A 20,072-nucleotide genomic window follows, 5' to 3' on the forward strand; every position below is an offset into this window, starting at 1 on the left:
TTGCTGCAGGTCCTGGACGTCCTTCCAGGACTGATCGACGGGGATCACGGCGACTCGCCGCCCGTTTCCGTGAACGGGTCCCGTATCGCCTCGGAGCACGTCGATCGCCGGATCACCTCTCCCCCACCGGAATGTGAACCCACCGAGGAACAACCACTGGCACGGAATGCGGGCCACCGCTCACCGCCCGCAGCACGGGCAGCCGCACGCGAGGAAGTGGTTCTCCGCGTGGAAGTCGACGGCGTCCTTCGCGATCTGATCCATGTCCGCGACGACCCGGAAGCAGGCCGGTCCACCGACCGGCACACCAGCCATTTGCGACCGTCGACGAGAACCGTTGTGCGCTCCTGCGTTTTGCATCGAACCGGCGACTTCGGGGGCTGTTCGGCATCGCGCCGCCCCTCGTTCAACACCACCATGACGCGAAATTAAACGCAGCGGAGACCGCAATTCCAGTTCTAGTCAGGACCTCGCATAAACTCGTCGGCCACCGAATTCAGAAGCCGCCGAGCATCATTTTCCGAAGCGGCTCGCTCCCGAAAGTAGTCGAACACGTTCAAGTGATACGAAATATCGCGGTAGTCCCGAAGCGCCACGCTTCCGGAGAAGATTTCAACGGTCACCAAACGCTCGTCGTAAACCACGAAGATGTTCAGCGGGCTGGCGCCAACCAGCTCTGAGCTGGGAACGATCGCCAGGTCGACGTTCGGCCGGCGCGATACCTCGCCCAGGTGCCTGAGCTGCTCGACCATGACCGCCGACGGGGCGCGCTTGATCCTGATCGCTTGCTCGGTCAGCAGGAAGTGAAACTGCCTGGATTCGTCATCCAGCACACTCTGAGCATCCAACCGGGTCCTCACCGCGCGGTCGATGTCACGCGCGGGGTTGCCTTCGATGACTGGGGTCAGTGCTGCACGAGCGTATTCGGCTGTCTGGATAAGCCCAGAAGGGATGATGGGCAGGAAATGCCGTACCGACGTCGATGACTGGCAAAGCGCCTTGATTTCAGCCTGACGCCGCCAGATGCCTTTGCGGGCTGACGCGCGCACCGAGACATAATCAACGTTGGCAGCCCTGGCGACAGTCAGGATGTCCTGCTGAGCGTCCGGTGGCACGTCCAGCGCCTTCATGATCCGCTCGACGTCGGAGACGCTGGGTAACGACCTGCCGGATTCAATCCGACTGATTTTGGACTGAGACATCGCAGCACGAGCGGCCAGCCTCTCCCCCGAGAGGCCGGCTGCCTTCCGTAGCTGCTTCAGCGTGTCCGCCAGATCCCTGCGACCACGCCGCTCATCGTCAGGTTCGAGCATCAAACTCTCTGAACGGCATTGCGTGAGCAAGTGCCGTATCCCGCCACTTCCGGTACTGCAGCAGGTCTGGATCTTCCAGCTGTTCCACGTTGATCATTGTGCCGTCTGCTTCAAAGTTGAGATGGACGACCGTCTCGTCATCGAAGAGCCAGAAGTCCTGGTTCGGCAGGTCCAGGTCGAGCTCAGTCATGTCGAGGATGCGGATGTCTTCCCCCGCCTCGATGTTGCCGGGGATTCCCCAGTCGAGTTGGTACTGCTGGTAGACGGTCAGAGGACGGCGCACCACGCGGACGCGACCAAGGGTCTTCCCAGCTCCAAGGTAGCCCCGGACGCGCTCGTGCCACGCAGAGTTGTGGTCCTCGGGTTTGGGTTCCCCCGCCTTCCAGAGGGCGAAGCCAGTGTTCTCCCTGGGAATTGCATAGGACGGCTGGCACTCGAACCGCCATGCGGTGCGTTCGCAGTCCTCAAAGCTTTGCAGCAGGTCGGAAAGGATCATTTCTTGGCTCCTTGGAGTGCTTCAACCGACGCGAGGACGATTTCCGGAGGCAGTTCGACGGCGGCCTCTCCCTTCCCGAGCACGAGGCCATCAGCCATGTGCACCGGAAACCCCTGCACCACTGCCGTTCCCGCATCCGAGACGTACACAGCAGGACAGTTGTCATTCTCACACCCTGACACCTTGGATAGCTTCATGGCTCCATGATTCGTCGAGCCGAAGCGGTCGATCAAGCTCCAGACAGCTTTATGCACGATGTTGGGTAACCCATCACCCGCATGAGCAACACGGGACGCTTCAGAGCAGGCCCAGGACTGCGAGGGCTGCTGCTGCGTCCTGGACTCCGATTCCAACGCTGTTGTAGAAGATGCGGTCCTCGGCGGACTTTCGGCCCGGGGCTTGGGCGGTGAGGATCGCGCCGAGCGGGGTCAGGCCGTCCCGGTCGAGGTCGCCGGTTTCGAGTGCGGTCATGATCGGACCTGCGTGGTGGGCGGCCGTGTCGACGTCGTCGACGACGATCGCGTCCGCTGTGCGCAGGAGGTCGCGGTCGACCTCTCGCCGGTGGGGCTCGAAGCTCCCGACGCTGACCACCGTGGCGCCCGGGGCGAGGTCGGCGGTCGGGACGACGGGGTCAGGGCTGAGGGTGCAGGCGACGACCATCGCCGCATCGCGTACCGCGTCCGCCGGGGTGCCGACCGCGCGGACGTCGAGTTCGAGCTCGGCGGCGAGCTCAACGGCCGTCGACTCGCGCCGGGCCGCGTCGCGGCTGTGGATCCGGACCTCGGTGAGCGCGCGGACGCGGGAGAGGGCCCGGACGTGCGCGCGGGCCTGGACGCCGGAGCCGATCACCGCCAGCACGTCCGCGTCGGCGGGCGCCAGGGCGTCGAGGGCGACCGCGCTGCCTGCGGCGGTGCGGATCTCGGTGAGGGTCGTGCCGGACATCGTCGCGGTGAGCGCGCCGGTCTCGGCATCGAGCACCAGGACCGTGGCGTTGATCGACGCCAGGCCGCGATCGGCGTTGCCGGGGTTGACCGAGACGAGCTTGGCGACCGGGCCGTGCCGGGGCGAGATCCGGCTCAAGTAGGACAGGACCGTGTCCTCACCCGTGCGGATCGCTGTCTTCGCAGCTTGTTGTGCCTCTCCCCGGCCCAGGGATTCGAAGGCCAGGCGTTGCGAGGCGATCGCCGCGTCGTAGTCGAGGGAGGCGGCCACGTCGGCGTCGCTGAGGAGGTCCATGCGCACCGACGTTGGCACATCCGTTCGCCCACCGGAAGGCAGCCCCAGCGACGCTGGGTCTCAGCGCGACAAGAAATCACTCTTCTGATTCTCAACAGAGCGAGCTCCGTCGTTCTACGGTGATCTCAGCGTGGTCCCGAGCAGGAAGAGGTGCATGTCGGTGCAGGCGACGTTGAGCTCCGTGATCGGTCCGGACGCCCCGGAGGTGATCGACGGCGGAGGCGAGTACCTCTCGAAGAACCCCGCGAACCTCGACGACGTCGTCGCCAAGGTCGCGCTGGGCACCCCCGAGACGCTGGTGGCCGCGACCGAGCAGGCCCACCGCGCCCAGAAGGAGTGGGCGCAGGTCCCCGCCCCGGTGCGCGGCCGCGTCATCGCGGGCCTGGGACGGCTGGTCGAGGCCAACAAGGAATCGCTGGCCCGGCTGGTGACTCGCGAGATCGGCAAGCCCTACGCCGAAGCGCTCGGCGAGGTGCAGGAGATCGTCGACACCTGCGACTTCTTCCTCGGCGAGGGCCGCAGGCTCTACGGGCAGACGGTGCCCTCGGAGATGCCGGACAAGCAGCTGTTCACCTTCCGCGTGCCGGTCGGGGTCGCCGTGGTGATCACCGCGGGCAACTTCCCGGTGGCGGTGCCGTCCTGGTACCTCGTCCCGGCCCTGCTGTGCGGCAACGCGGTGGTGTGGAAGCCGGCCGAGTACGCCGCCGGGGCGGCTCGCGCGGTGGCCGAGCTCGCGTGGAAGGCGGGCGTGCCCAAGGGCGTGCTCAACCTCGTCTACACCGACGGCGAAGCGACCTTCAAGGGCCTGGAGGCCTCGCTGCAAGCGGGCACGGTCAACAAGGTCGGCTTCACCGGGTCCAGCGCGGTCGGCACCCGGGTCGGCGAGCTGTGCGGCCGTCACCTGCAGAACCCGTGCCTGGAGCTGGGCGGCAAGAACCCGATGATCGTCACCGAGGACGCCGACCTGGACCTGGCCGTGGAGGGCGCGCTGTTCTCCGGCTGGGGCACCGCCGGTCAGCGCTGCACCTCGCTGGGCAACCTCATCGTGCACCGCGACATCAAGGACGAGTTCACCTCGCGACTGGACGCGGCGCTGCGCGCGGCCACCGTGGGCGAGCCCGGTGGGGACGTGCTCTACGGTCCGATGCTGGACCAGAAGTTCGCCGACAACTTCGAATCCATCCTCGACACCCTGCAGCCGCACCACACGCCGCTCGGCTCGGACTCGGTCGGACGCATCACCAACGACAAGCCGCGCAGGGGTTTTCACGGCGATGCGGGCGCGGGCCTGTACTACCACCCGGTTCTGGTGGACGGGATGCGCACCGACGACCACATCTTCCGCCACGAGACCTTCGGGCCGATCGTCGGCGTCACCCCCTACGAGAGCCTCGACGAGGCGATCGAGCTCGGCAACGCGCCCGGGTACGGGCTTTCGGCGGCGATCTACACCACCGACCCGGCCAAGGCGTTCCGGTTCCGGCAGGGCATCGGGGCGGGCATGGTCAGCGTGAACAACTCGACGTCCGGGGCCGAGGCGCACTTGCCGTTCGGCGGGAACGGCAAGTCCGGCAACGGAAGCCGCCAGTCGGGCATCTGGGTGCTCGACCAGTTCACCCGGTGGCAGTCGTTGAACTGGGACTTCTCCGGCAAGCTGCAGAAGGCCCAGATGGACGTCGACACCGTTGAACCTGAGATGGACTTCCGACTGCCGCCGGAATTGGGCGGCAACTAGTGCTCCCGGCCGCAGCGGAGGTGGTGGTCGTCGGCGGCGGGGCGGTGGGTGTCAGCACCGCCTTCCACCTCGCCGAAGCCGGCGCGGACGTGCTGTTGCTGGAACGCGGCGAACTCGGTTCGGGCAGCACCAGCAAGGCGGCCGGAGGTGTCCGGGCGCAGTTCTCCGATCCCGTCAACATCGAGCTCGGGCAGCGCAGCCTGCGGGCCTTCGAGGACTTCGCACGACGGCCGGGCGGCGACATCGACCTCAAGCAGCAGGGGTACCTGTTCCTGCTGTCGGATCCCGCTGATGTCGCCGCCTTCGAAGGTGGCGTGGCGCTGCAGAACTCGCTGGGCGTGCCGAGCCGCATGCTGACGGTGCAGCAGGCGTGCGAGCTGTCTCCGCTGGTCTCGCCCGAGGGGTTGCTGGCGGCGGCCTTCTCCCCCACCGACGGGCACTGCACTCCCGAAGGCGTCGTCCAGGGTTACGCGCGGGCGGCCCGCGAGCACGGCGCGGTGCTGCGGCGCGGCGTCGAGGTCACCGGCGTCGACACCCGCGGCGGGGAGATCAGCGCTGTGCGCACCGACGCCGGAACCGTGCGCACCTCGACGGTGGTGTGCGCGGCCGGGGCGTGGTCCGCGGCGGTCGGTGAGCTCGCCGGTGTCGAGCTGCCGGTGCAGCCGCTGCGCAGGCAGATCCTGGTCACCGAGCCGATGCCGGACCTGCCGCCTCGGCTGCCGTTCACCATCGACTTCGCCACGAGCTTCTACTTCCACGAAGAAGGCCCCGGCCTGCTGGTGGGCATGTCGGATCCCGACGAGGAGTTCGGGTTCCGGCTGGGCACCGACGACCGCTGGCTGGGGCGGCTCAGCGAGGCCGTCGCGCGACGGGCACCCCGGGTGGCCGACGCCGGCGTGGCGCACGGCTGGGCCGGGCTCTACGAGGTCACTCCGGACCACAACGCGCTGGTCGGCAACGTCGGCCGGTTCTTCTACGCGACCGGCTTCTCCGGGCACGGCTTCCTGCAGAGCCCGGCGATCGGCGAGGTGATGCGGGACCTGGTCCTGGGACGCACACCGCCCATCGACGTCTCCGGTCTCGACGTGCGCCGATTCGACGGCGCCGAGGTCCGGCCCGAGCACAACTGCGTGTAGGAAGGGACAACCGTGGTTGATCTGTTGCAGGAGATCGACGAGTGGGGCCCGGAGAAGGTCGTCTGCGTCTCCGACGCGCGCACCGGGATGCGCGGCGTGCTGGTCATCGACAACACCGCGCGCGGCAGCGGCAAGGGCGGCACGCGGATGGCCCCGAGCGTGACCATCGGCGAGATCGCCCGGCTGGCGCGGGTGATGACCTGGAAGTGGGCGGCGGTCGACCTCTTCCACGGCGGGGCCAAGGCAGGCATCGTGGCCGATCCCGATTCGCCGGACAAGGAAGCGGTCGTGCGCGCGTTCGCGCGGCGCCTGGCCGACCAGATCCCGGCCAGCTACGTCGCCGGGCTCGACATGGGCATGACCGAGCACGACGCGGCCATCATCCAGGACGAGCTCGGCGATCGCGGTGCGGCCGTCGGCGTTCCGGAGGCGCTGGGCGGGGTTCCCTACGACCAGCTCGGCGTGACCGGGCACGGTGTCGCCGAGGCCGCGGTGGCGGCGCTGGAGCGGGCGGGCACGCCGGTGCCGGGAGCTCGGATCGCGGTGCAGGGCTTCGGGGCGGTCGGCGCGGCCACGGCCGCGCGACTGCACGAGCTGGGGGCGCAGCTGGTCGCGATGTCCACAGCGGACGGTTCAGTGCACGACCCCGACGGTCTCGACGTGCCCGCGTGGCTGGCCGCCAGGGCAGAGTTCGGCGACACCTGCGTGGCGAAAGCCGCACCGGCGCAACGCATCGCGCACGGAGAGGAGTTGACCGTGGACTGCGACGTGCTGATCCCGGCGGCCCGCCAGGACGTCATCGACTCCTCGGTCGCGGCCCGCATCCGCGCCGGGCTGGTCGTGGAGGGCGCCAACCTGCCCACCGGTCCGGCCTCGCGCGCCGCGCTGGCCGCGCGCGGGGTGGAGGTCGTGCCGGACTTCATCGCCAACGCCGGTGGCGCCATCGCGGCCGGATTCGCGATGGACGCGCGGTATTCCGCGTTCCGGCCCGAGCCCGCCAGGATCCTCGACGAGGTCGCGAACCGGACCAGGCGCAACACCCTGCTGGTACTCGACACCGCGGCGGAGACCGGGGTGCTCCCGCACGCGGCGGCCCTGGAGATGGCCCAGCAGCGGGTGCGCGAGGCGATGCGGCTGCGCGGCCGCCTGCCGGTCCCGGCCTGAACCACCTGAGGAGTCGGCGTGCTCAACCCCATTCACCTGCGGACCTTGCAGGAGTGCGTGCGCACGGGCTCGTTCGCCGAGGCCGGGCGGGTGCTGGGCTACACGGCCTCGGCCGTGTCGCAGCAGATGGTGTTGCTGGAGCGGGCGATCGGTGCGCCGCTGTTCGAGCGCTCGGCCCGGTCCGCCCGCAGCACCGCGCTCGCGCTGCGGCTGGCCGACCGGAGCCGGGACGCGCTCGGCGCGCTGGACTCGCTGGAACGCGAGGTGCGGGCGATGGTGGTCGGCGAGGAGGGCAGTCTCCGCCTGGCGTCCTTCGCCACCGCCAACTCCCGCGTGCTGCCCGACGTGCTCGCTGCCGTGATCTCGCAGCGGCCCCACGCCGAGGTGCAGCTCGACGAGGGCGAACCCGACGAGGTCGTCGACGGCGTCCTGGAGGGAGTGCTGGACGCGGCCCTGGTCTTCGAGTACGACCTCGACCCGCGTCAGTGGCCGATCGAGCTGTGCGCGGAGGAGCTCCTGGCCGAACCCCTTCGCGTGGTCCTGCCCTCGTCGCACCGGCTGGCAGGCCGGAGCCGGGTGGAGCTGCCGGATCTGGCGGACGACAACTGGATCTGCACCCGCCAGGACACCGCGGGCGCCCGCTCGCTGGTCCGGCTGGCCGCCGCGGCGGGTTTCGCACCGCGCATCACCTTCCGCAGCAACGACTACTCCGTCATCCGCGACCTGGTGCGGCGGGACCTGGGCGTCGCCGTCCTGCCGGCGCTCGCCATCCCCCGGGAGCAGCAGGGCGTGGCCCGGATCATCGGCTTCGAACCGCGCCGGCGGGTCAAGGTGCTCTACCGCAAGCAGAACACCAACCCGCTGCTCCCGGTCGCCCTGGAATTCCTCGCCAAGTCCTGCACAGCGGTCGCATCCGAGTGGGAGTTTCAATGATCGTGTCAAGCCGCGTTGACCTGGATCGGTGGTGTGATCTGGAAGGTGCGGCCATCGCGCAGCAGTGCCCAGATGACGTCGACCAGGCGGCGTGCGAGCGCGATCAAGGCCTGGGTGTGGAGCTTCCCTTCGCTGCGTTTGCGCTGGTAGAAGGCGCGGGAGGGGCTGTTGGTGCGTTTGATGCTCGACAGGGCCGCGAGGTAGAACACCCGCCGCAGTCCGCGGTGGTAGCGCTGAGGGCGGTGCAGGTTGCCGCGGATACGCCCGGAATCGCGCGGGACCGGGGCCAGTCCGGCGTAGGCGGCCAAACGGCTCGGCCGGCCGAAAGCGGCGAGCAGGTCGCCGCCGGTGTCGGCCAGCAGCTGGGCACCGAGGATCGGGCCGAAACCGTCGACGCTGGTGATGCGCTCGGCGTCGGGATGCTCTGCGAAACGTTCGGCGAGTTGCTTATCGAGGTCCTTGATCTCCCGATCCAGGTCCAGAAGCTGGTGAGCGAGCCGGGCGATCAGTGGGGCTGTGATCGTTTCCGTCGGCAGCGCAACGGTTTGCTCCGCAGCGGCGGCCAACGCTTTATCCACGATGGAGGCGATGCTGCGGGCGTGGGCCTGGTGTTCGACAAGATACGACCGCATCCCCTCCGGCCCGGCGGCGCGGACGCCGTCGGGGGTTTGAAAACCGGTCAGCAGGATCAGCGCAGAGCGGGTGGAAAAGTCGAAAGACCTTTCCAGCGAGGGAAAAATACTTGCCAGCATCTCGCGGATCCGGTTCACACCACGCACCCAGTCAGCCATGAGGTCATCGCGGCGGGCAGTGAGGACCCCCAGGTCGGAGACGATGTCGTTCGGGCTGGTCACCGGGGTCAGATCGCCGCGCATCCGGGCGGTTTCGGCGATGGTGCGGGCGTCTTTGGCGTCGGTCTTGCCCTCGCCGGCGAACGCTCCGGCCATCCGATTGACCAGCCTGCCGGGCACATACATCACCGGTTGCCCGGTGGCCAGCAGCAGTGTGATCAGCAAGCCTGCGGCTCCGGAGGTCATGTCCACCGCCCACACCACCGCACCGGCCTTCTTATCGGCGCGGGCGATCAACGCCTCGATCGCAGCCTGACTGTTGACCACCCTCTGCGCAAACACGACCTTGCCGGTCTCATCCACCACACACGCGATGGGCGTGCTTGCCGACATCGATACCGACCCAGACCCTCTCGCGGACCTTCACCGGTCCCGACCTCCCGTCATCCCAGTACAACCCCGTGGACGACCCCGCCTGCAGCTCCATAAACAGCGACCACGCGCACAGATTTCAATCAGCGGCCAGGGCGTCCAGAACGACAGGGCGGCCACTCCCAATAAGCCACCCAACGGCAAGAAACCATCAGCCACACCCCGCCGCCCTGGGCATCCAGAACACCACGTCCTGAACACCAATAATCTTATGGAGACACCATGACCGAACCCGTCGACGAACACTTCCTGCAGTCGATCGCCCACCTCGGCGACCGGATTTCAGTGGAAATCGGAACCCCGAGTTCCACTGAAATCCGGTCGACCGCCGCATCGGGTGAGGACCTGATGGGGTTGTTCGACTCCCAGGCGGGGAGCCGTCACCTGGATTTCAAGGCCCGCGAGCTGGGGAAGCGCGGAGTGGGTTTCTACAGCATCGGGTCGTCCGGGCACGAGTCGAACGCCGCTGTGGCGGCGGCCCTGCGGGTGAGCGATCCGGCGCTGCTGCACTACCGGTCCGGGGCGTTCTACCTCCAGCGGGCCGGCGCGGTCGCCGGGAGCACCCCGTTGTTGGACGTCCTGCTGGGCGTCGTCGCATCGGCGGACGAACCGATCTCGGCCGGGCGGCACAAGGTCTTCGGCAACGCCGACCTGTCGATCATCCCGCAGACCTCGACGATCGCCTCGCACCTGCCGCGCTCGGTGGGCCTGGCGTTCGCGTTGGAGCGCGGCGCGAAGCTCGGGGTACCTGCGGAGTGGCCCGCCGATTCGGTCGTGGTGTGCAGCTTCGGTGACGCCTCGGCGAACCACTCGACCACCACCGGCGCCATCAACTCCGCGCTGCACTGCGGTTTTCAGGGGCTCCCGCTGCCGTTGCTGTTCGTCTGCGAGGACAACGGGGTCGGGATCAGCGTGCGGACACCGGCGGGCTGGATCGCCTCGACCTACCGGGACCGGCCCGGCCTGCGGTACTTCACCGCCGACGGAGCCGATCCGGTCGAGTGCCTGCGGGTGTCCCAGGAGGCCGCCGACTGGGTGCGCGAGCACCGCGCACCGGCGTTCCTGCACCTGCGCACGGTGCGGCTGATGGGCCACGCCGGCTCGGACGTCGAATCGGCGTACCGGTCGCGCACCGAGATCACCGCCGACCACGAGCGCGACCCGCTGCTGGCGACCGCGAGAGCCCTCATCTCCCGCGGCGTTCTCACTCCGGACGAGGTCCTCTCCCGCTACGAGGCGATACGGGCGGAGGTCGCCGCCCTCGCCGAGGACGCCCTGAGCCGACGCAAGCTCGGCAGCGCCGCGGAGGTCATGGCCTCCGTGCACGCCCACTCCCCCGACGCCATCGCCGCGCGGACCGCCGAAATCCCCTCCGGCCGCGCCACGACCTTCGGCACCGCACCCGAGAACGAGGGGCCGCTGACGCTGGCGCAGGCGATCAACCGGTCGCTGGCCGAGGAGCTCGGGCGCGACAACCGGGTCGTGGTCTTCGGCGAGGACGTCGCGCGCAAGGGCGGCGTGTACGGCGTGACCCGGGGTCTGCGCAAGAAGTTCGGCGGCAGCAGGGTTTTCGACACGCTCCTGGACGAGCAGAGCGTTCTCGGCACGGCGCTGGGCGCCGGTTTGGCGGGTCTGGTGCCGATCCCCGAGATCCAGTACCTGGCCTACCTGCACAACGCGGCGGACCAGCTGCGCGGCGAGGCGAGCACGCTGAGCTTCTTCTCCAACGGCCGCTACACCAACCCGATGGTCGTGCGCATCGCCGGTTACGGCTACCAGAAGGGCTTCGGCGGGCACTTCCACAACGACGACAGCGTCGCCGCCCTGCGCGACCTGCCCGGTGTCGTCCTGGCCTCGCCGTCCCGGCCGGATGACGCGGCGGCGATGCTGCGCACCTGCGTGGCCGCCGCCCGGCAAGACGGCCGGGTCTGCGCCTCCCTCGAACCCATCGCCCTCTACCACACCCGTGACCTGCACGAATCCGGCGACGACGGCTGGTTGGCCCGCTATCCCGCGCCGGGCGAACACCACGTGCCGATCGGTCGCGCCCGCCTCTACGGCGACGGCAGCGACCTGACGCTGGTCAGCTTCGGAAACGGCGTCCCGATGAGCCTGCGCGTCGCCGAACGACTCCGGCACCAGGGCGTGCACGCCCGAGTCCTCGACCTGCGCTGGCTCGCCCCGCTGCCGGTCGAGGACCTGCTCCAGGCCGCCGAAGCGACCGGCACCGTGCTGGTCGCGGACGAGACCCGCCGCAGCGGAGGGGTTTCCGAGCCGGTCGTCACCGCGCTGGTCGATGCCGGGTTCAGCGGCCGGATCAGCCGCGTGACCAGTGAGGACAGCTTCATCCCCCTCGGCGCGGCGGCCTACCACGTGCTGCTCGACGAGGACACCATCGAAACCGCCGCGCTCAAGCTGGTTACCTGACGAGGGCTTCACCGATGATCCGAGCCGCCTGCGGGTAGGCACCGGGGTTGGGCCCGGCGTAGTTGAGGCGCAGGAAGCGGCCCGTCGGTTCGGCGGGGAACCACTCGTCGCCCGGGGCCACGACGACCCCGGCGGTTTCGCAGTCCCGCACGAGCGCGGCCAGATCGGTGGTGTCCGGCAACCGCACCCAGAGGTTGAGCCCGCCTGCCGGGACGTCCAGGTGCGCGCCGGGAACGTGCTCGCGCACGGCACCGGCCAGCAGGTCGCGGCGGGCGGCCAGCTGCTTGCGGAGGTCTCGCAGGTAGGTGCGCCAGGCCGGTTGGGTGACCACGTCCAGGGCCACGGCCTGCAGCATGCCGCTGACGTAGACGGCCTCGGACTGGGTGTCGGCGAGGATCCGCTCCCGCGCGGGACCCCGGGCGACGATCCCGGCGATGCGCACCGACGGCGACACCGTCTTGGTCAGCGAACGCAGGTAGACGACGTGCCCGTCCTCGTCGCGGGCGGCCACCGGAACCGGGTCGGTGGTGATGCCGAGATCGCGGGCCCAGTCGTCCTCGATCAGGAAGGCGCCGTGGCGGCGAACGGTGTCGAGCACCTCCTCGGCCAGGCGCGAAGACCACTGCACGCCGGTGGGGTTGGCGTAGTTCGGCTGGGCGTAGAAGGCGCGCGCACCGGTGCGCTCGAAGGCGCGGGCGAGCTGCTCCGGGTCGGGACCGTCCGGTCCGCTCGGGATGGGCACCGTCTGCACTCCCACCTGGGCGGCCGCCACGATCGCCCCCCAGTACGTGGGCGATTCCATCAGCAGCGGACGACCCGCGCCCACCAGCGCGCGGAAGATCGCGCTCAGCCCGCTCTGGCTGCCCGGGAAGATCACCACGTCGCCCGGTACCGCCGTGCCGAGCTCGGTGACGAACCACGCCTGCAGTTCCGGGACGCCGGCCGTGGCGGGCCGGTCGATGACCGCGTCGCTGCGGGCCGCTCGCGTGAACGCGGACCGGACCAGCCGTTCGGGTAGCAGTTCGCGGCACGGGTACCCGGAGTGCAGCGCGATCACGTCGTTGGGCGCGGGCCGCATGGCGGTGGACAGCGTGGGGCGGCTGTTCTTCGGTGACCCCAGCGCGGCGGTCTGCCAGCCGAAGTCGCTCGGCCGGGCCACCCGAACCGATCGGACGAACGTCCCCACACCTGGCCGACTTTCGACCAGACCCCGGGACGCGAGGGTGCGCAGCGCCTTCTGCACGGTGACCGGGCTGACCCCGTGTTCCGCGACGAGCTCGCGCGTGGACGGCAGTTTCGCGCCCGGCCGAGCCGTCGCCATCCACTTGCGGAGTTCCGCGACAATCCGTGAGCTGCTATCGTCCGACATGACAGGCAATAGTAGCGCTACTGCTCTTCGAGAACCGGTGCTATCCCCGCCTCGCGCCGGACTGGCCTGGGGATTCCTCGGCGTCGTGGCGTTCTCGTTCACCCTCCCGCTCACCCGCATCGCCGTCGACGGGCTCTCGCCGCTGTTCATCGGGGCCGGCCGCGGCGCCGTCGCCGGGATCATCGCCGTCGTCGCGCTGCTGACCACCCGGCAGGCGCTGCCGCGCGGCACGCAGTGGGCGCGCGCCGCCGTCGTCGCGGGTGGCGTGGTCGTGGGATTCCCGTTCCTCACCTCGTACGCGCTCGCCAGCACCCCGGCTGGTCACGGCGCGGTCGTGATCGGCGTGCTGCCCGCGGCGACCGCCGTGATGGCGGTGCTGCGCGGGCACGAACGGCCGCCGAAGGCGTTCTGGATCATGGCGTCGCTGGGGGCGATCGCCGCAGTGTCCTTCGCCTCGCTGCAGGGCCTGGGCGGGCTCCACCTCGCGGACCTGCTGCTGTTCGGCGCCGTCGTCGCCGCCGCGATCGGCTACGCCGAAGGCGGACTGCTCGCGCGGGAGCTCGGCGCCTGGCAGACGGTCTCCTGGGCTCTCGTGCTGGCCGCACCCGTGATGATCGTGATCACCGGCATCGAGGTGGCCGAACATCCCCCGAGCGCGACCCCGGTGGGGTGGGCGGCCTTCGCCTACCTGGCGGTGATCAGCCAGAACCTCGGGTTCCTCGCCTGGTACCGGGGTCTGGCGATCGGCCCGATGGCCCAGGTCAGCCAGATCCAGCTCACCCAGCCGGTCATGACCATCCTCTGGGCCGCCCTCCTCCTGGCCGAACCCCTCACCTGGCCCACCGCCCTCGGTGCCCTGGCGGTGATCACCTGCGCAGCCCTCTCGGTCCGCACCCGCCGCAAGACCTGACCCACCGAAGACCCGAACCCGGGTCGCGGACGAGGGTCAGGACGGGTCGCCGAAGACCTTGCCGGGGTTGAAGATTCCGGCGGGGTCGAGGGCGTTCTTGATGTCGTGGTGCATGTCGATCACCTTCGGCGACAGCTCCGCGTGCAGGCCCTTGCGCTTGAGAAGGCCCACGCCGTGCTCGCCGGTGACCGTGCCGCCGAGGTCGATGGCGTCGGCGACGATGTCGTCGAAGGCGCGCTGGGCGCGCAGGCGGGCCTCGTCGTCGCCGGGCGGGGTGATGATCAGCGGGTGCAGGTTGCCGTCGCCGGCGTGGGCGATGTTGGCGATCTGCGTGTCGTGCCGCTGCGCGGCGGCTTCGATCCGCGCGAGCATGTCGGGCACCAGGGCGCGCGGGACGCAGACGTCCTCGGTGAGCAGCGGGCCGAGCCGCTCCAGCGCCGGGTAGGCCAGGCGGCGGGCCGAGAACAGGGCGTCGGCCTCCTGCTGGTCGGTGGAGCGCGCGCTCCAGGTCGCACCCGCTTCGTCGAAGCAGCGCACGAGGGCGTCGACCTCCTGCTCCCCCGCCTGTCCCGGCGCGTCCGACCGGCCGAGCAGCAGCACGTCGGCCTCGGCGGACAGGCCCATGTTCTTCCACTCGTCGACCGCGCGCAGGCAGTGCTGGTCGAGCAGCTCCAGCGCCGAGGGCACCACCCCGGCCGCCGCGACGGCCGCGACCGCCTCCCCCGCGGCGACCAGCGAGTCGAAGTAGCCGACCACGGTGCGCTCCGGTGCGCGCAGACCCGGCAGGAGCTTCACCGTCACCTCGGTGACCACTCCGAGCGTGCCTTCGGAACCGACGAACAGACCGCACAGGTCGTACCCGGCGACTCCCTTCGCGGTGCGCCGGCCCAGTCGCACGACCTCACCCGAGCCGACCACGGCCTCCAGCCCGAGCACGTAGTCCCGGGTCACGCCGTACTTCACGCAGCACACGCCGCCCGCGTTGGTGGCGACGTTGCCGCCGATGGTCGACCACGGCGAGCTCGCCGGGTCCGGCGGGTACCAGGCGCCGTGCTCGCGGCAGGCGGCGCGCAGGTCGTCGTTGACGACGCCGGGCTGGACCACGGCCAGCTGCTCGCGCGGGTTGATCTCCAGGATCTCGTTCATGCCTTCCAGCGAGATCAGCACGCATCCGTCGATGGCGTTCGCGCCGCCGGACAGGCCCGTCCCGGCTCCGCGCGGCACGACGGGCACCCCGTGCTCGGCGCAGGCCTCGACCGCGGCGACGACGTCCTCGGTGCTGCGCGCGCGCACGACCGCCAAGGGCTTCCCGCACGGTGCCCACTCCGCCTCGTCGTGGGAGAAGCGTCCGGTGGAGTCCGGATCGGTCAGCACCACCTCGTCCGGCAAGGCCGAGCGCAATGCCCGCAGCGCTGCGTTGTCCGAGTTGTCCACCATCGATTACCTCCCACTTCACGAACCGCCCACACAGTAACTCCGTGAACAGGACGTGGAGTTCGAGGTCTCAACCGAGCTCCGGGAAGCGGTGCGCCCAGATCTGCCGGGACCCGCTGATCGGATCGGACGCCAGAGACACCGGCACGTTGAAGATCCGCGTCTGCCGATCGGTGAGCTGGTAACCGGGCCAGCCGGGATCGCCGGTGGCGGCGAACGAGGTCCATGACCCGCGGATCGCGGCCGACAGCTCGTCGAACCCGGCGGGCGAGGCACCGAGCATCGCCAGCGCCAACGGGTCGTCGAGGTTGCCGAAGGTGAACGGGACGTCGAGCCCGTGCGTCGCGCCGAGCAGGCCGTCGCGCTGCGGGGTCTCCCAGGTGAACTCGTACAGGAAACCGCGCCCACCCGCGGCCGCAGCCGCCTCGGCCATCCACACCGCGGGCATCCGGAACAGCCTGTCGCCGAGCAGCACGGTGTAGAGGTCGGGATCGGGCACGCCCGGATGCGCCGACCGGTACTCGGCGACCGTCGTCGGCGGTAGGTGCAGGTCGTCGGCCAATCGCCACACGTCGCGGGCCTCGGCAGGCAGGTCGATGGTGAACCCGGTCGCCTCGTCGCGGTTGAACCCGGCGATCACGTCGATGCCGTTGGCCACACCGCCGCGCATGGCCACCCACGGCAGCTCGGAGAGTACCTCGCCGTCGAGGACGACGTTGTAGGGCGTGCTGTTGGTCCAGGCCGCGCGGTTGCGGCCGATCTCCGCCATCGCGTGGGTCTGCGCGAGGTGCAGGGCTTCGGGCGGGACCTCCGCGAGCGCGGCGGTCGTCGCGGGCACGCCGAGCCGCCCGGTGATCAGCTCACCGATCTTGCGGTGCTCGTCCTCGTCGCAGTACATCGCAGCCGGGCTCTGCGCGATGGCGCGGCGGAACAGCCCGCGCCGCGCGGAGCCCGCGACCAAGGTCGCCACCGACACCGCGCCGGCCGATTCCCCGAAGATCGTGACGTTGTCCGGGTTCCCGCCGAAGGTGATGATGTTGTCGCGGACCCAGCGCAGCGCGGCCAGCTGATCCAGGATCCCGCGGTTGGACGGGGCGTTGTCCACCCAGCCGAAGCCCTCGTAGCCGACGCGGTAGTTCACCGTCACCACGATCACGCCGTCGCGCGCGAGCTGCGCCCCGTCGAAACCGTCCGTCGAGGCGGTGCCTCCCAGATACGCGCCGCCGTGGAACCACACCATCACCGGCAGGTGGCCGCCGCGATCGGGAGTCCAGACGTTCACGGTCAGGCAGTCGGTCGAGTCACCGGGCCGCCAGCACGAGGGCAGCGCGGGGTCCAGCGCGGCCTGCGGCACCGAGGCGCTGTAGCCCGAGGCGTCCCGGAGCCCGTCCCAGCGCTGCGGCGCCACTGGCGCCTGGAACCGGCGTTGGCCGTCCAGCGGCGCCGCGTAGGGAATCCCCTTGAACGACATGACATCGCCCTCGGAGGTTCCCCGCACGGCGCCGTGCTCGGTTCGAACGATGAGGTCCACGCCTCCATACAACCAGCCGAAGGTCGATAAGGAAGGCGGAGTGTCAGCGTCCACGTCTCACGTCCCGTCGCTGAGTTCGGCGACCGCCTGCGGCAGCGCCTCGGCGAGCTTCTCCAAGTCTGGCAGCGCCGCCCGGTTCGCCTGCACGCCGATGTGCACGGTGCCGCGGAACTGCGAGACCGCGATCGACAGCGAGTGCCCGGAGGCCAGCGGGGCGAGCGGGAACAGCTCGGCGACCTCGGCGCCGTCGAGCGCGGCGTGGAAGGTCGGCAGCGGGACGTTGGTGATCATGGTGTCGAACAGCAGCGGCGCGCCCTGCGCGACCAGCGGGGTCGCCACGTGGTGCAGCACCTGCGGCAACCGGCCGGCCAGCACCGGGAACGCCCCTGGTCCGCGCAGCGGTCCGGCGCTCTTGTTGCTGCTCATCTCGTCGCGGATGGACGCCAGCCGGGTCGCCGGATCGGGCTCGTCGACCGGCAGCTCGCACAGGAAGCCGGAGAGCTGGTTGTTGCCGCTGCGCGGCTGGTTCCTGCGCCTGCGGCACACCGGGATCAGCGCGCGCACCGGGACCTCCCCGGAGTCCTCGCCGCGCGCGGCCATCCAGCGCCGCAGCGCTCCGGCGATCACCGCGAGCACCACGTCGTTGTTGGTGCCGCCGCCGTGGCGGGAGCGGATGCGGCGGATGTCGGCGAGGTCGATGGGCACCAGCGCGAGCCGGCGGGCCGGGGACGTCGAGGCGTGCATCGGCGAGGACTGCACCGGGATCCGCATGTTGCGCATCACCGATGCCGCGATCCCCAACGATTCGCTGGACTTCGACAGCGTGCCGCGCAGCGCCCCGACCAGCTTCTCCGGTCGGCGGATCAGCCCGAACGCCTCGTCCAGCGGGTTCGGCGGCGGGGTCGCGGGGGTGTCGGTGAGGTCGGTGAACTCGTCGAGCAGCCGGACCCCGACCTCGACCGCGTCGTGCCCGTCGACCAGCGAGTGGTGGAACTTCATCAGCACCGCGAACCGGTTGTCGGCCAGCCCGGTGATCAGGTGCAGTTCCCACAGCGGGCGACGCTGGTCGAGCGGATCGGCGATCAGCTCGGAGGCCAGGACCGCCAGTTCCTCGCGTCCGCCGGGCGCGGGGATCTCGTGGTCGTAGACGTGCTCGGCGGCGTCGAAGTCGCGGGCTTCGCGCCAGTGCGGTTGCAGCCACGAGCGCTCCAGCCGCATGCGCAGCCGGGCGATGCGCTGCGCGCGTTCGGCCAGCACCCGCCGCAACCGGTCCCGGTCGACCGCCCCTTCGGGGCGGAAGACCGCGACGGCGCCGACGTGCATGGGCGTGTCCTCGTGCTCCATGCACAAAAAGGCCCAGTCGAGTGGCGTGAGTTCACTTCTGGATGGCGTCTCGGTTGCGCTCATCGCCTATTTCCCGTCAACAATAAATTGGTCATTCATGTTACAAATCATTTCTCGAATGGTCCGCGAGGCGCGTTTGCAGACCAAGCCGAAACCGGTTCGCAATCCGACGATCTGGTGAACCGGCAGTCCTGCGAGCGAGCACGAACATGCTGGTGGCGACGACATCGACGGGTTCCTTCCGGTGCTGTCGGCGATCGGTGTGCGCGCACCGATCACCGCAGCGGTGAGGGTTTTCGGTTGGGCGCACGAGCGTTATTCACATACCGGTGCGCCGTTGCACGATTCGTCATCGTAACCGCTGACGAGTGCATCGACCTTAGCGAAGAAATGATCGGTTGAGAACGACCGACATCGCGCACGCTGAACCCCGGAAGAGTTTTGATCACTTCGTTCGGTGCCCGTTGGCGCTCAGGCGATCACCCGAAAGCATGCAGCAGCGCGGATGATCAGGCCCCGACGGACGAAGCGATGACACCGAGCACTGGAGCGGAACCGGCGAAGCCGCCGGATTCTCACTCGAACGCTGCCTCGGAAAAGCACGAGACCCCGCCTCCGCAGGCGTGTCGCGCTGCGGAGGCGGGGTCTCGTGATTCCCAGCCGGGTGGTCTGCCTACTTGCCGGGCTCCCAGTGCTCCAGCATCGCCGCGAACGTCTCGAACGCGGGAGCGTTGTAGCCGTAGGGGGCTTCCAGGTGGACGCTGATCGGGAAGCCGAGGTCGTGCACGCCGTCGACGACCCGCTTGTAGAGGTCGACGACCGCCTGCTTGCGCTGCTCGAACCCGAGCCCGGCGGTGCGTGCGACGAACTCCTGCTCGGCGGCGACCGCCTCGTTGCCCGGGTCCTGGATGAGCCACTGGATGAGCTTCTTGTCGCCCTCCACGCCCGGGATGAACCCGAACGACAGCAGGATCTCCGGGCGGTGCGGCGTGGTGCGCGCGAACTCCTCGAGGAAGTCCACGATCGCGTCCGAGTACAGCAGCTGCGTCATCCCGTAGGTGGCGCCGCGCTCGCACTTGAAGCCGAACCGGCCCTGCTCCCCTTCCCGGGTCGGGATGAGGATGGACCCGCGGTGCGGGACGACGTCCTGGAACTTGGTGAGCGCGTCGGTGGGCGGTACTCCGGGGCCTTCGCCGTCGGCCATGTTCCGGGGCACGCCGACGAAGGCGATGCCGTCCATGTCGGCGTCGCGCAGCGCCTGCAGCCGCTCGGCCAGCGCGCGCTCGTCGTGGAACGCGGTGACCTGCGTGCACAGACCCCGCAGGTCGCCGAGCTCCGGGCGGATCGTGCGCCAGAAGTCGATGGTGTCCATCTTGGGCCGGAAGTCGACCGGGCGGTCGCCGTCTTCCTGGATGATCCCCGGGATCATCACGTGTCCGATGCGGCCGGTCAGCCCCGAGTTGCGGCTGAGCTCGGCGATCTTCTGACCCTCTTCAACGGCCCTCTGCACACCGCCGTCGAGGTCGGGCGGAACCAGTTCGAGTGCGATGGTGGTCATGTCGGCCTCAGGTATTCCTTCTGTCGACTTCGGTCACCGCAGCGCTTGTAGTGGATTCGCCTGCGAACCTGCGCGTGTGCGACAGGGACCGTTTTCTTTCAAGGAGAAGGTTTTTCGACGCGACCGGCGGCTCATCGCGGACGGCCGCCTGGCTATCGCGGAACCGGGGGTGGTCACCGCTCGCGGGGAGCGGTGACCACCGACCGGATCAGTAGCGGTAGTGCTCGGGCTTGTAGGGGCCCTCGACGTCGACGCCGATGTAG

The 20,072-nt window shown here is 69.7% G+C and carries 16 protein-coding genes and 1 pseudogene; 6 read left to right on the forward strand and 11 right to left on the reverse strand.

Going from position 1 to position 20,072, the window contains the following annotated elements; all coding sequences use genetic code 11:
• Positions 1-180: 180 nt before the first annotated feature.
• The 5 genes from AB0J78_RS28850 to AB0J78_RS28870 all read right to left on the reverse strand — a co-directional run bounded on the left by AB0J78_RS28850 (position 181) and on the right by AB0J78_RS28870 (position 3,045).
• Positions 181-315, reverse strand: a complete 135-nt coding sequence (locus AB0J78_RS28850) for a hypothetical protein (protein WP_363794405.1) — start codon at positions 313-315, stop codon at positions 181-183.
• Between the two features lie 143 nt (positions 316-458).
• Positions 459-1,313 (reverse strand): helix-turn-helix transcriptional regulator, encoded by an 855-nt coding sequence (locus AB0J78_RS28855; protein WP_363794407.1) that lies wholly within the window; start codon positions 1,311-1,313, stop codon positions 459-461.
• Entirely contained in the window at positions 1,300-1,809 is a 510-nt protein-coding gene (locus tag AB0J78_RS28860; RefSeq protein WP_363794409.1) for a DUF6879 family protein, read from the reverse strand. The genes AB0J78_RS28855 and AB0J78_RS28860 overlap by 14 nt, the downstream gene beginning before the upstream one ends.
• Complete coding sequence (locus AB0J78_RS28865) at positions 1,806-2,006, reverse strand: hypothetical protein (RefSeq protein WP_363794411.1); 201 nt, start codon at positions 2,004-2,006, stop codon at positions 1,806-1,808. The genes AB0J78_RS28860 and AB0J78_RS28865 overlap by 4 nt, the downstream gene beginning before the upstream one ends.
• Positions 2,007-2,106: 100 nt before the next feature.
• On the reverse strand, positions 2,107-3,045 hold the full coding sequence (locus tag AB0J78_RS28870; RefSeq protein ID WP_363794413.1) for an ornithine cyclodeaminase family protein: 939 nt from the start codon (positions 3,043-3,045) through the stop codon (positions 2,107-2,109).
• Between the two features lie 154 nt (positions 3,046-3,199).
• On the opposite strand from AB0J78_RS28870, the gene AB0J78_RS28875 reads away from it, so the two are divergent.
• From AB0J78_RS28875 to AB0J78_RS28890, 4 genes are read left to right on the forward strand one after another with little or no spacing between them, the layout of a single operon-like run.
• Positions 3,200-4,780: an aldehyde dehydrogenase family protein gene (locus tag AB0J78_RS28875; RefSeq protein WP_363794415.1), complete on the forward strand. Its 1,581-nt coding sequence runs from the start codon at positions 3,200-3,202 to the stop codon at positions 4,778-4,780.
• Positions 4,780-5,916, forward strand: coding sequence for an FAD-binding oxidoreductase (locus tag AB0J78_RS28880; RefSeq protein ID WP_363794417.1), 1,137 nt, complete (start codon positions 4,780-4,782; stop codon positions 5,914-5,916). Before AB0J78_RS28875 ends, AB0J78_RS28880 begins: the two co-directional genes overlap by 1 nt.
• A gap of 12 nt (positions 5,917-5,928) precedes the next feature.
• On the forward strand, positions 5,929-7,080 hold the full coding sequence (locus tag AB0J78_RS28885; RefSeq protein ID WP_363794419.1) for a Glu/Leu/Phe/Val dehydrogenase dimerization domain-containing protein: 1,152 nt from the start codon (positions 5,929-5,931) through the stop codon (positions 7,078-7,080).
• Positions 7,081-7,098: 18 nt separating this feature from the next.
• The gene (locus tag AB0J78_RS28890) at positions 7,099-8,013 is read left to right on the forward strand and encodes a LysR family transcriptional regulator (protein WP_363794421.1); all 915 of its coding nucleotides are present in this window, start codon (positions 7,099-7,101) and stop codon (positions 8,011-8,013) included.
• A 5-nt stretch (positions 8,014-8,018) separates the two neighbouring features.
• Here AB0J78_RS28890 and AB0J78_RS28895 read toward each other — a convergent pair.
• A pseudogene (locus AB0J78_RS28895) lies at positions 8,019-9,231 on the reverse strand (IS110 family transposase).
• 227 nt (positions 9,232-9,458) lie between these two features.
• Here AB0J78_RS28895 and AB0J78_RS28900 point away from each other — a divergent pair.
• Entirely contained in the window at positions 9,459-11,663 is a 2,205-nt protein-coding gene (locus AB0J78_RS28900) for a thiamine pyrophosphate-dependent enzyme (protein WP_363794423.1), read from the forward strand.
• On the opposite strand, the gene AB0J78_RS28905 is transcribed toward AB0J78_RS28900, so the two are convergent.
• The gene (locus AB0J78_RS28905) at positions 11,656-13,032 is read right to left on the reverse strand and encodes a PLP-dependent aminotransferase family protein (RefSeq protein WP_363794424.1); all 1,377 of its coding nucleotides are present in this window, start codon (positions 13,030-13,032) and stop codon (positions 11,656-11,658) included. The genes AB0J78_RS28900 and AB0J78_RS28905 overlap by 8 nt on opposite strands.
• A 37-nt stretch (positions 13,033-13,069) precedes the next feature.
• Between AB0J78_RS28905 and AB0J78_RS28910 the strand changes: the two genes are divergently transcribed.
• Complete coding sequence (locus AB0J78_RS28910) at positions 13,070-13,942, forward strand: DMT family transporter (RefSeq protein WP_363794426.1); 873 nt, start codon at positions 13,070-13,072, stop codon at positions 13,940-13,942.
• Between the two features lie 36 nt (positions 13,943-13,978).
• Here the strand turns inward: AB0J78_RS28910 and AB0J78_RS28915 are convergent, their stop codons facing one another.
• The 4 genes from AB0J78_RS28915 to AB0J78_RS28930 all read right to left on the reverse strand — a co-directional run bounded on the left by AB0J78_RS28915 (position 13,979) and on the right by AB0J78_RS28930 (position 19,809).
• Positions 13,979-15,379 carry an FAD-linked oxidase C-terminal domain-containing protein gene (locus AB0J78_RS28915; protein ID WP_363794428.1) on the reverse strand — a complete coding sequence of 467 codons (1,401 nt, stop codon included), beginning with the start codon at positions 15,377-15,379 and terminating at the stop codon, positions 13,979-13,981.
• Between the two features lie 67 nt (positions 15,380-15,446).
• Positions 15,447-16,907 carry a carboxylesterase family protein gene (locus tag AB0J78_RS28920; RefSeq protein WP_363794430.1) on the reverse strand — a complete coding sequence of 487 codons (1,461 nt, stop codon included), beginning with the start codon at positions 16,905-16,907 and terminating at the stop codon, positions 15,447-15,449.
• 57 nt (positions 16,908-16,964) lie between these two features.
• The gene (locus AB0J78_RS28925) at positions 16,965-18,314 is read right to left on the reverse strand and encodes a wax ester/triacylglycerol synthase family O-acyltransferase (RefSeq protein ID WP_363794432.1); all 1,350 of its coding nucleotides are present in this window, start codon (positions 18,312-18,314) and stop codon (positions 16,965-16,967) included.
• Between the two features lie 610 nt (positions 18,315-18,924).
• Complete coding sequence (locus AB0J78_RS28930) at positions 18,925-19,809, reverse strand: mycobacterial-type methylenetetrahydrofolate reductase (RefSeq protein ID WP_363794434.1); 885 nt, start codon at positions 19,807-19,809, stop codon at positions 18,925-18,927.
• Positions 19,810-20,072: the final 263 nt, after the last annotated feature.

The sequence above is a fragment of the Saccharopolyspora sp. NPDC049426 genome (genome assembly GCF_040676935.1).
Taxonomy (GTDB): Bacteria; Actinomycetota; Actinomycetes; order Mycobacteriales; family Pseudonocardiaceae; genus Saccharopolyspora.

Bases quoted from the DNA above. Each gene is read 5' to 3' on its own strand.
- AB0J78_RS28850 (WP_363794405.1), bottom strand. From the start codon at position 315: ATGGCTGGTGTGCCGGTCGGTGGACCGGCCTGCTTCCGGGTCGTCGCG.
- AB0J78_RS28855 (WP_363794407.1), bottom strand. From the start codon at position 1,313: ATGCTCGAACCTGACGATGAGCGGCGTGGTCGCAGGGATCTGGCGGAC.
- AB0J78_RS28860 (WP_363794409.1), bottom strand. From the start codon at position 1,809: ATGATCCTTTCCGACCTGCTGCAAAGCTTTGAGGACTGCGAACGCACC.
- AB0J78_RS28865 (WP_363794411.1), bottom strand. From the start codon at position 2,006: ATGAAGCTATCCAAGGTGTCAGGGTGTGAGAATGACAACTGTCCTGCT.
- AB0J78_RS28870 (WP_363794413.1), bottom strand. From the start codon at position 3,045: ATGGACCTCCTCAGCGACGCCGACGTGGCCGCCTCCCTCGACTACGAC.
- AB0J78_RS28875 (WP_363794415.1), top strand. From the start codon at position 3,200: ATGTCGGTGCAGGCGACGTTGAGCTCCGTGATCGGTCCGGACGCCCCG.
- AB0J78_RS28900 (WP_363794423.1), top strand. From the start codon at position 9,459: ATGACCGAACCCGTCGACGAACACTTCCTGCAGTCGATCGCCCACCTC.
- AB0J78_RS28905 (WP_363794424.1), bottom strand. From the start codon at position 13,032: ATGTCGGACGATAGCAGCTCACGGATTGTCGCGGAACTCCGCAAGTGG.
- AB0J78_RS28915 (WP_363794428.1), bottom strand. From the start codon at position 15,379: ATGGTGGACAACTCGGACAACGCAGCGCTGCGGGCATTGCGCTCGGCC.
- AB0J78_RS28925 (WP_363794432.1), bottom strand. From the start codon at position 18,314: ATGAGCGCAACCGAGACGCCATCCAGAAGTGAACTCACGCCACTCGAC.
- AB0J78_RS28930 (WP_363794434.1), bottom strand. From the start codon at position 19,809: ATGACCACCATCGCACTCGAACTGGTTCCGCCCGACCTCGACGGCGGT.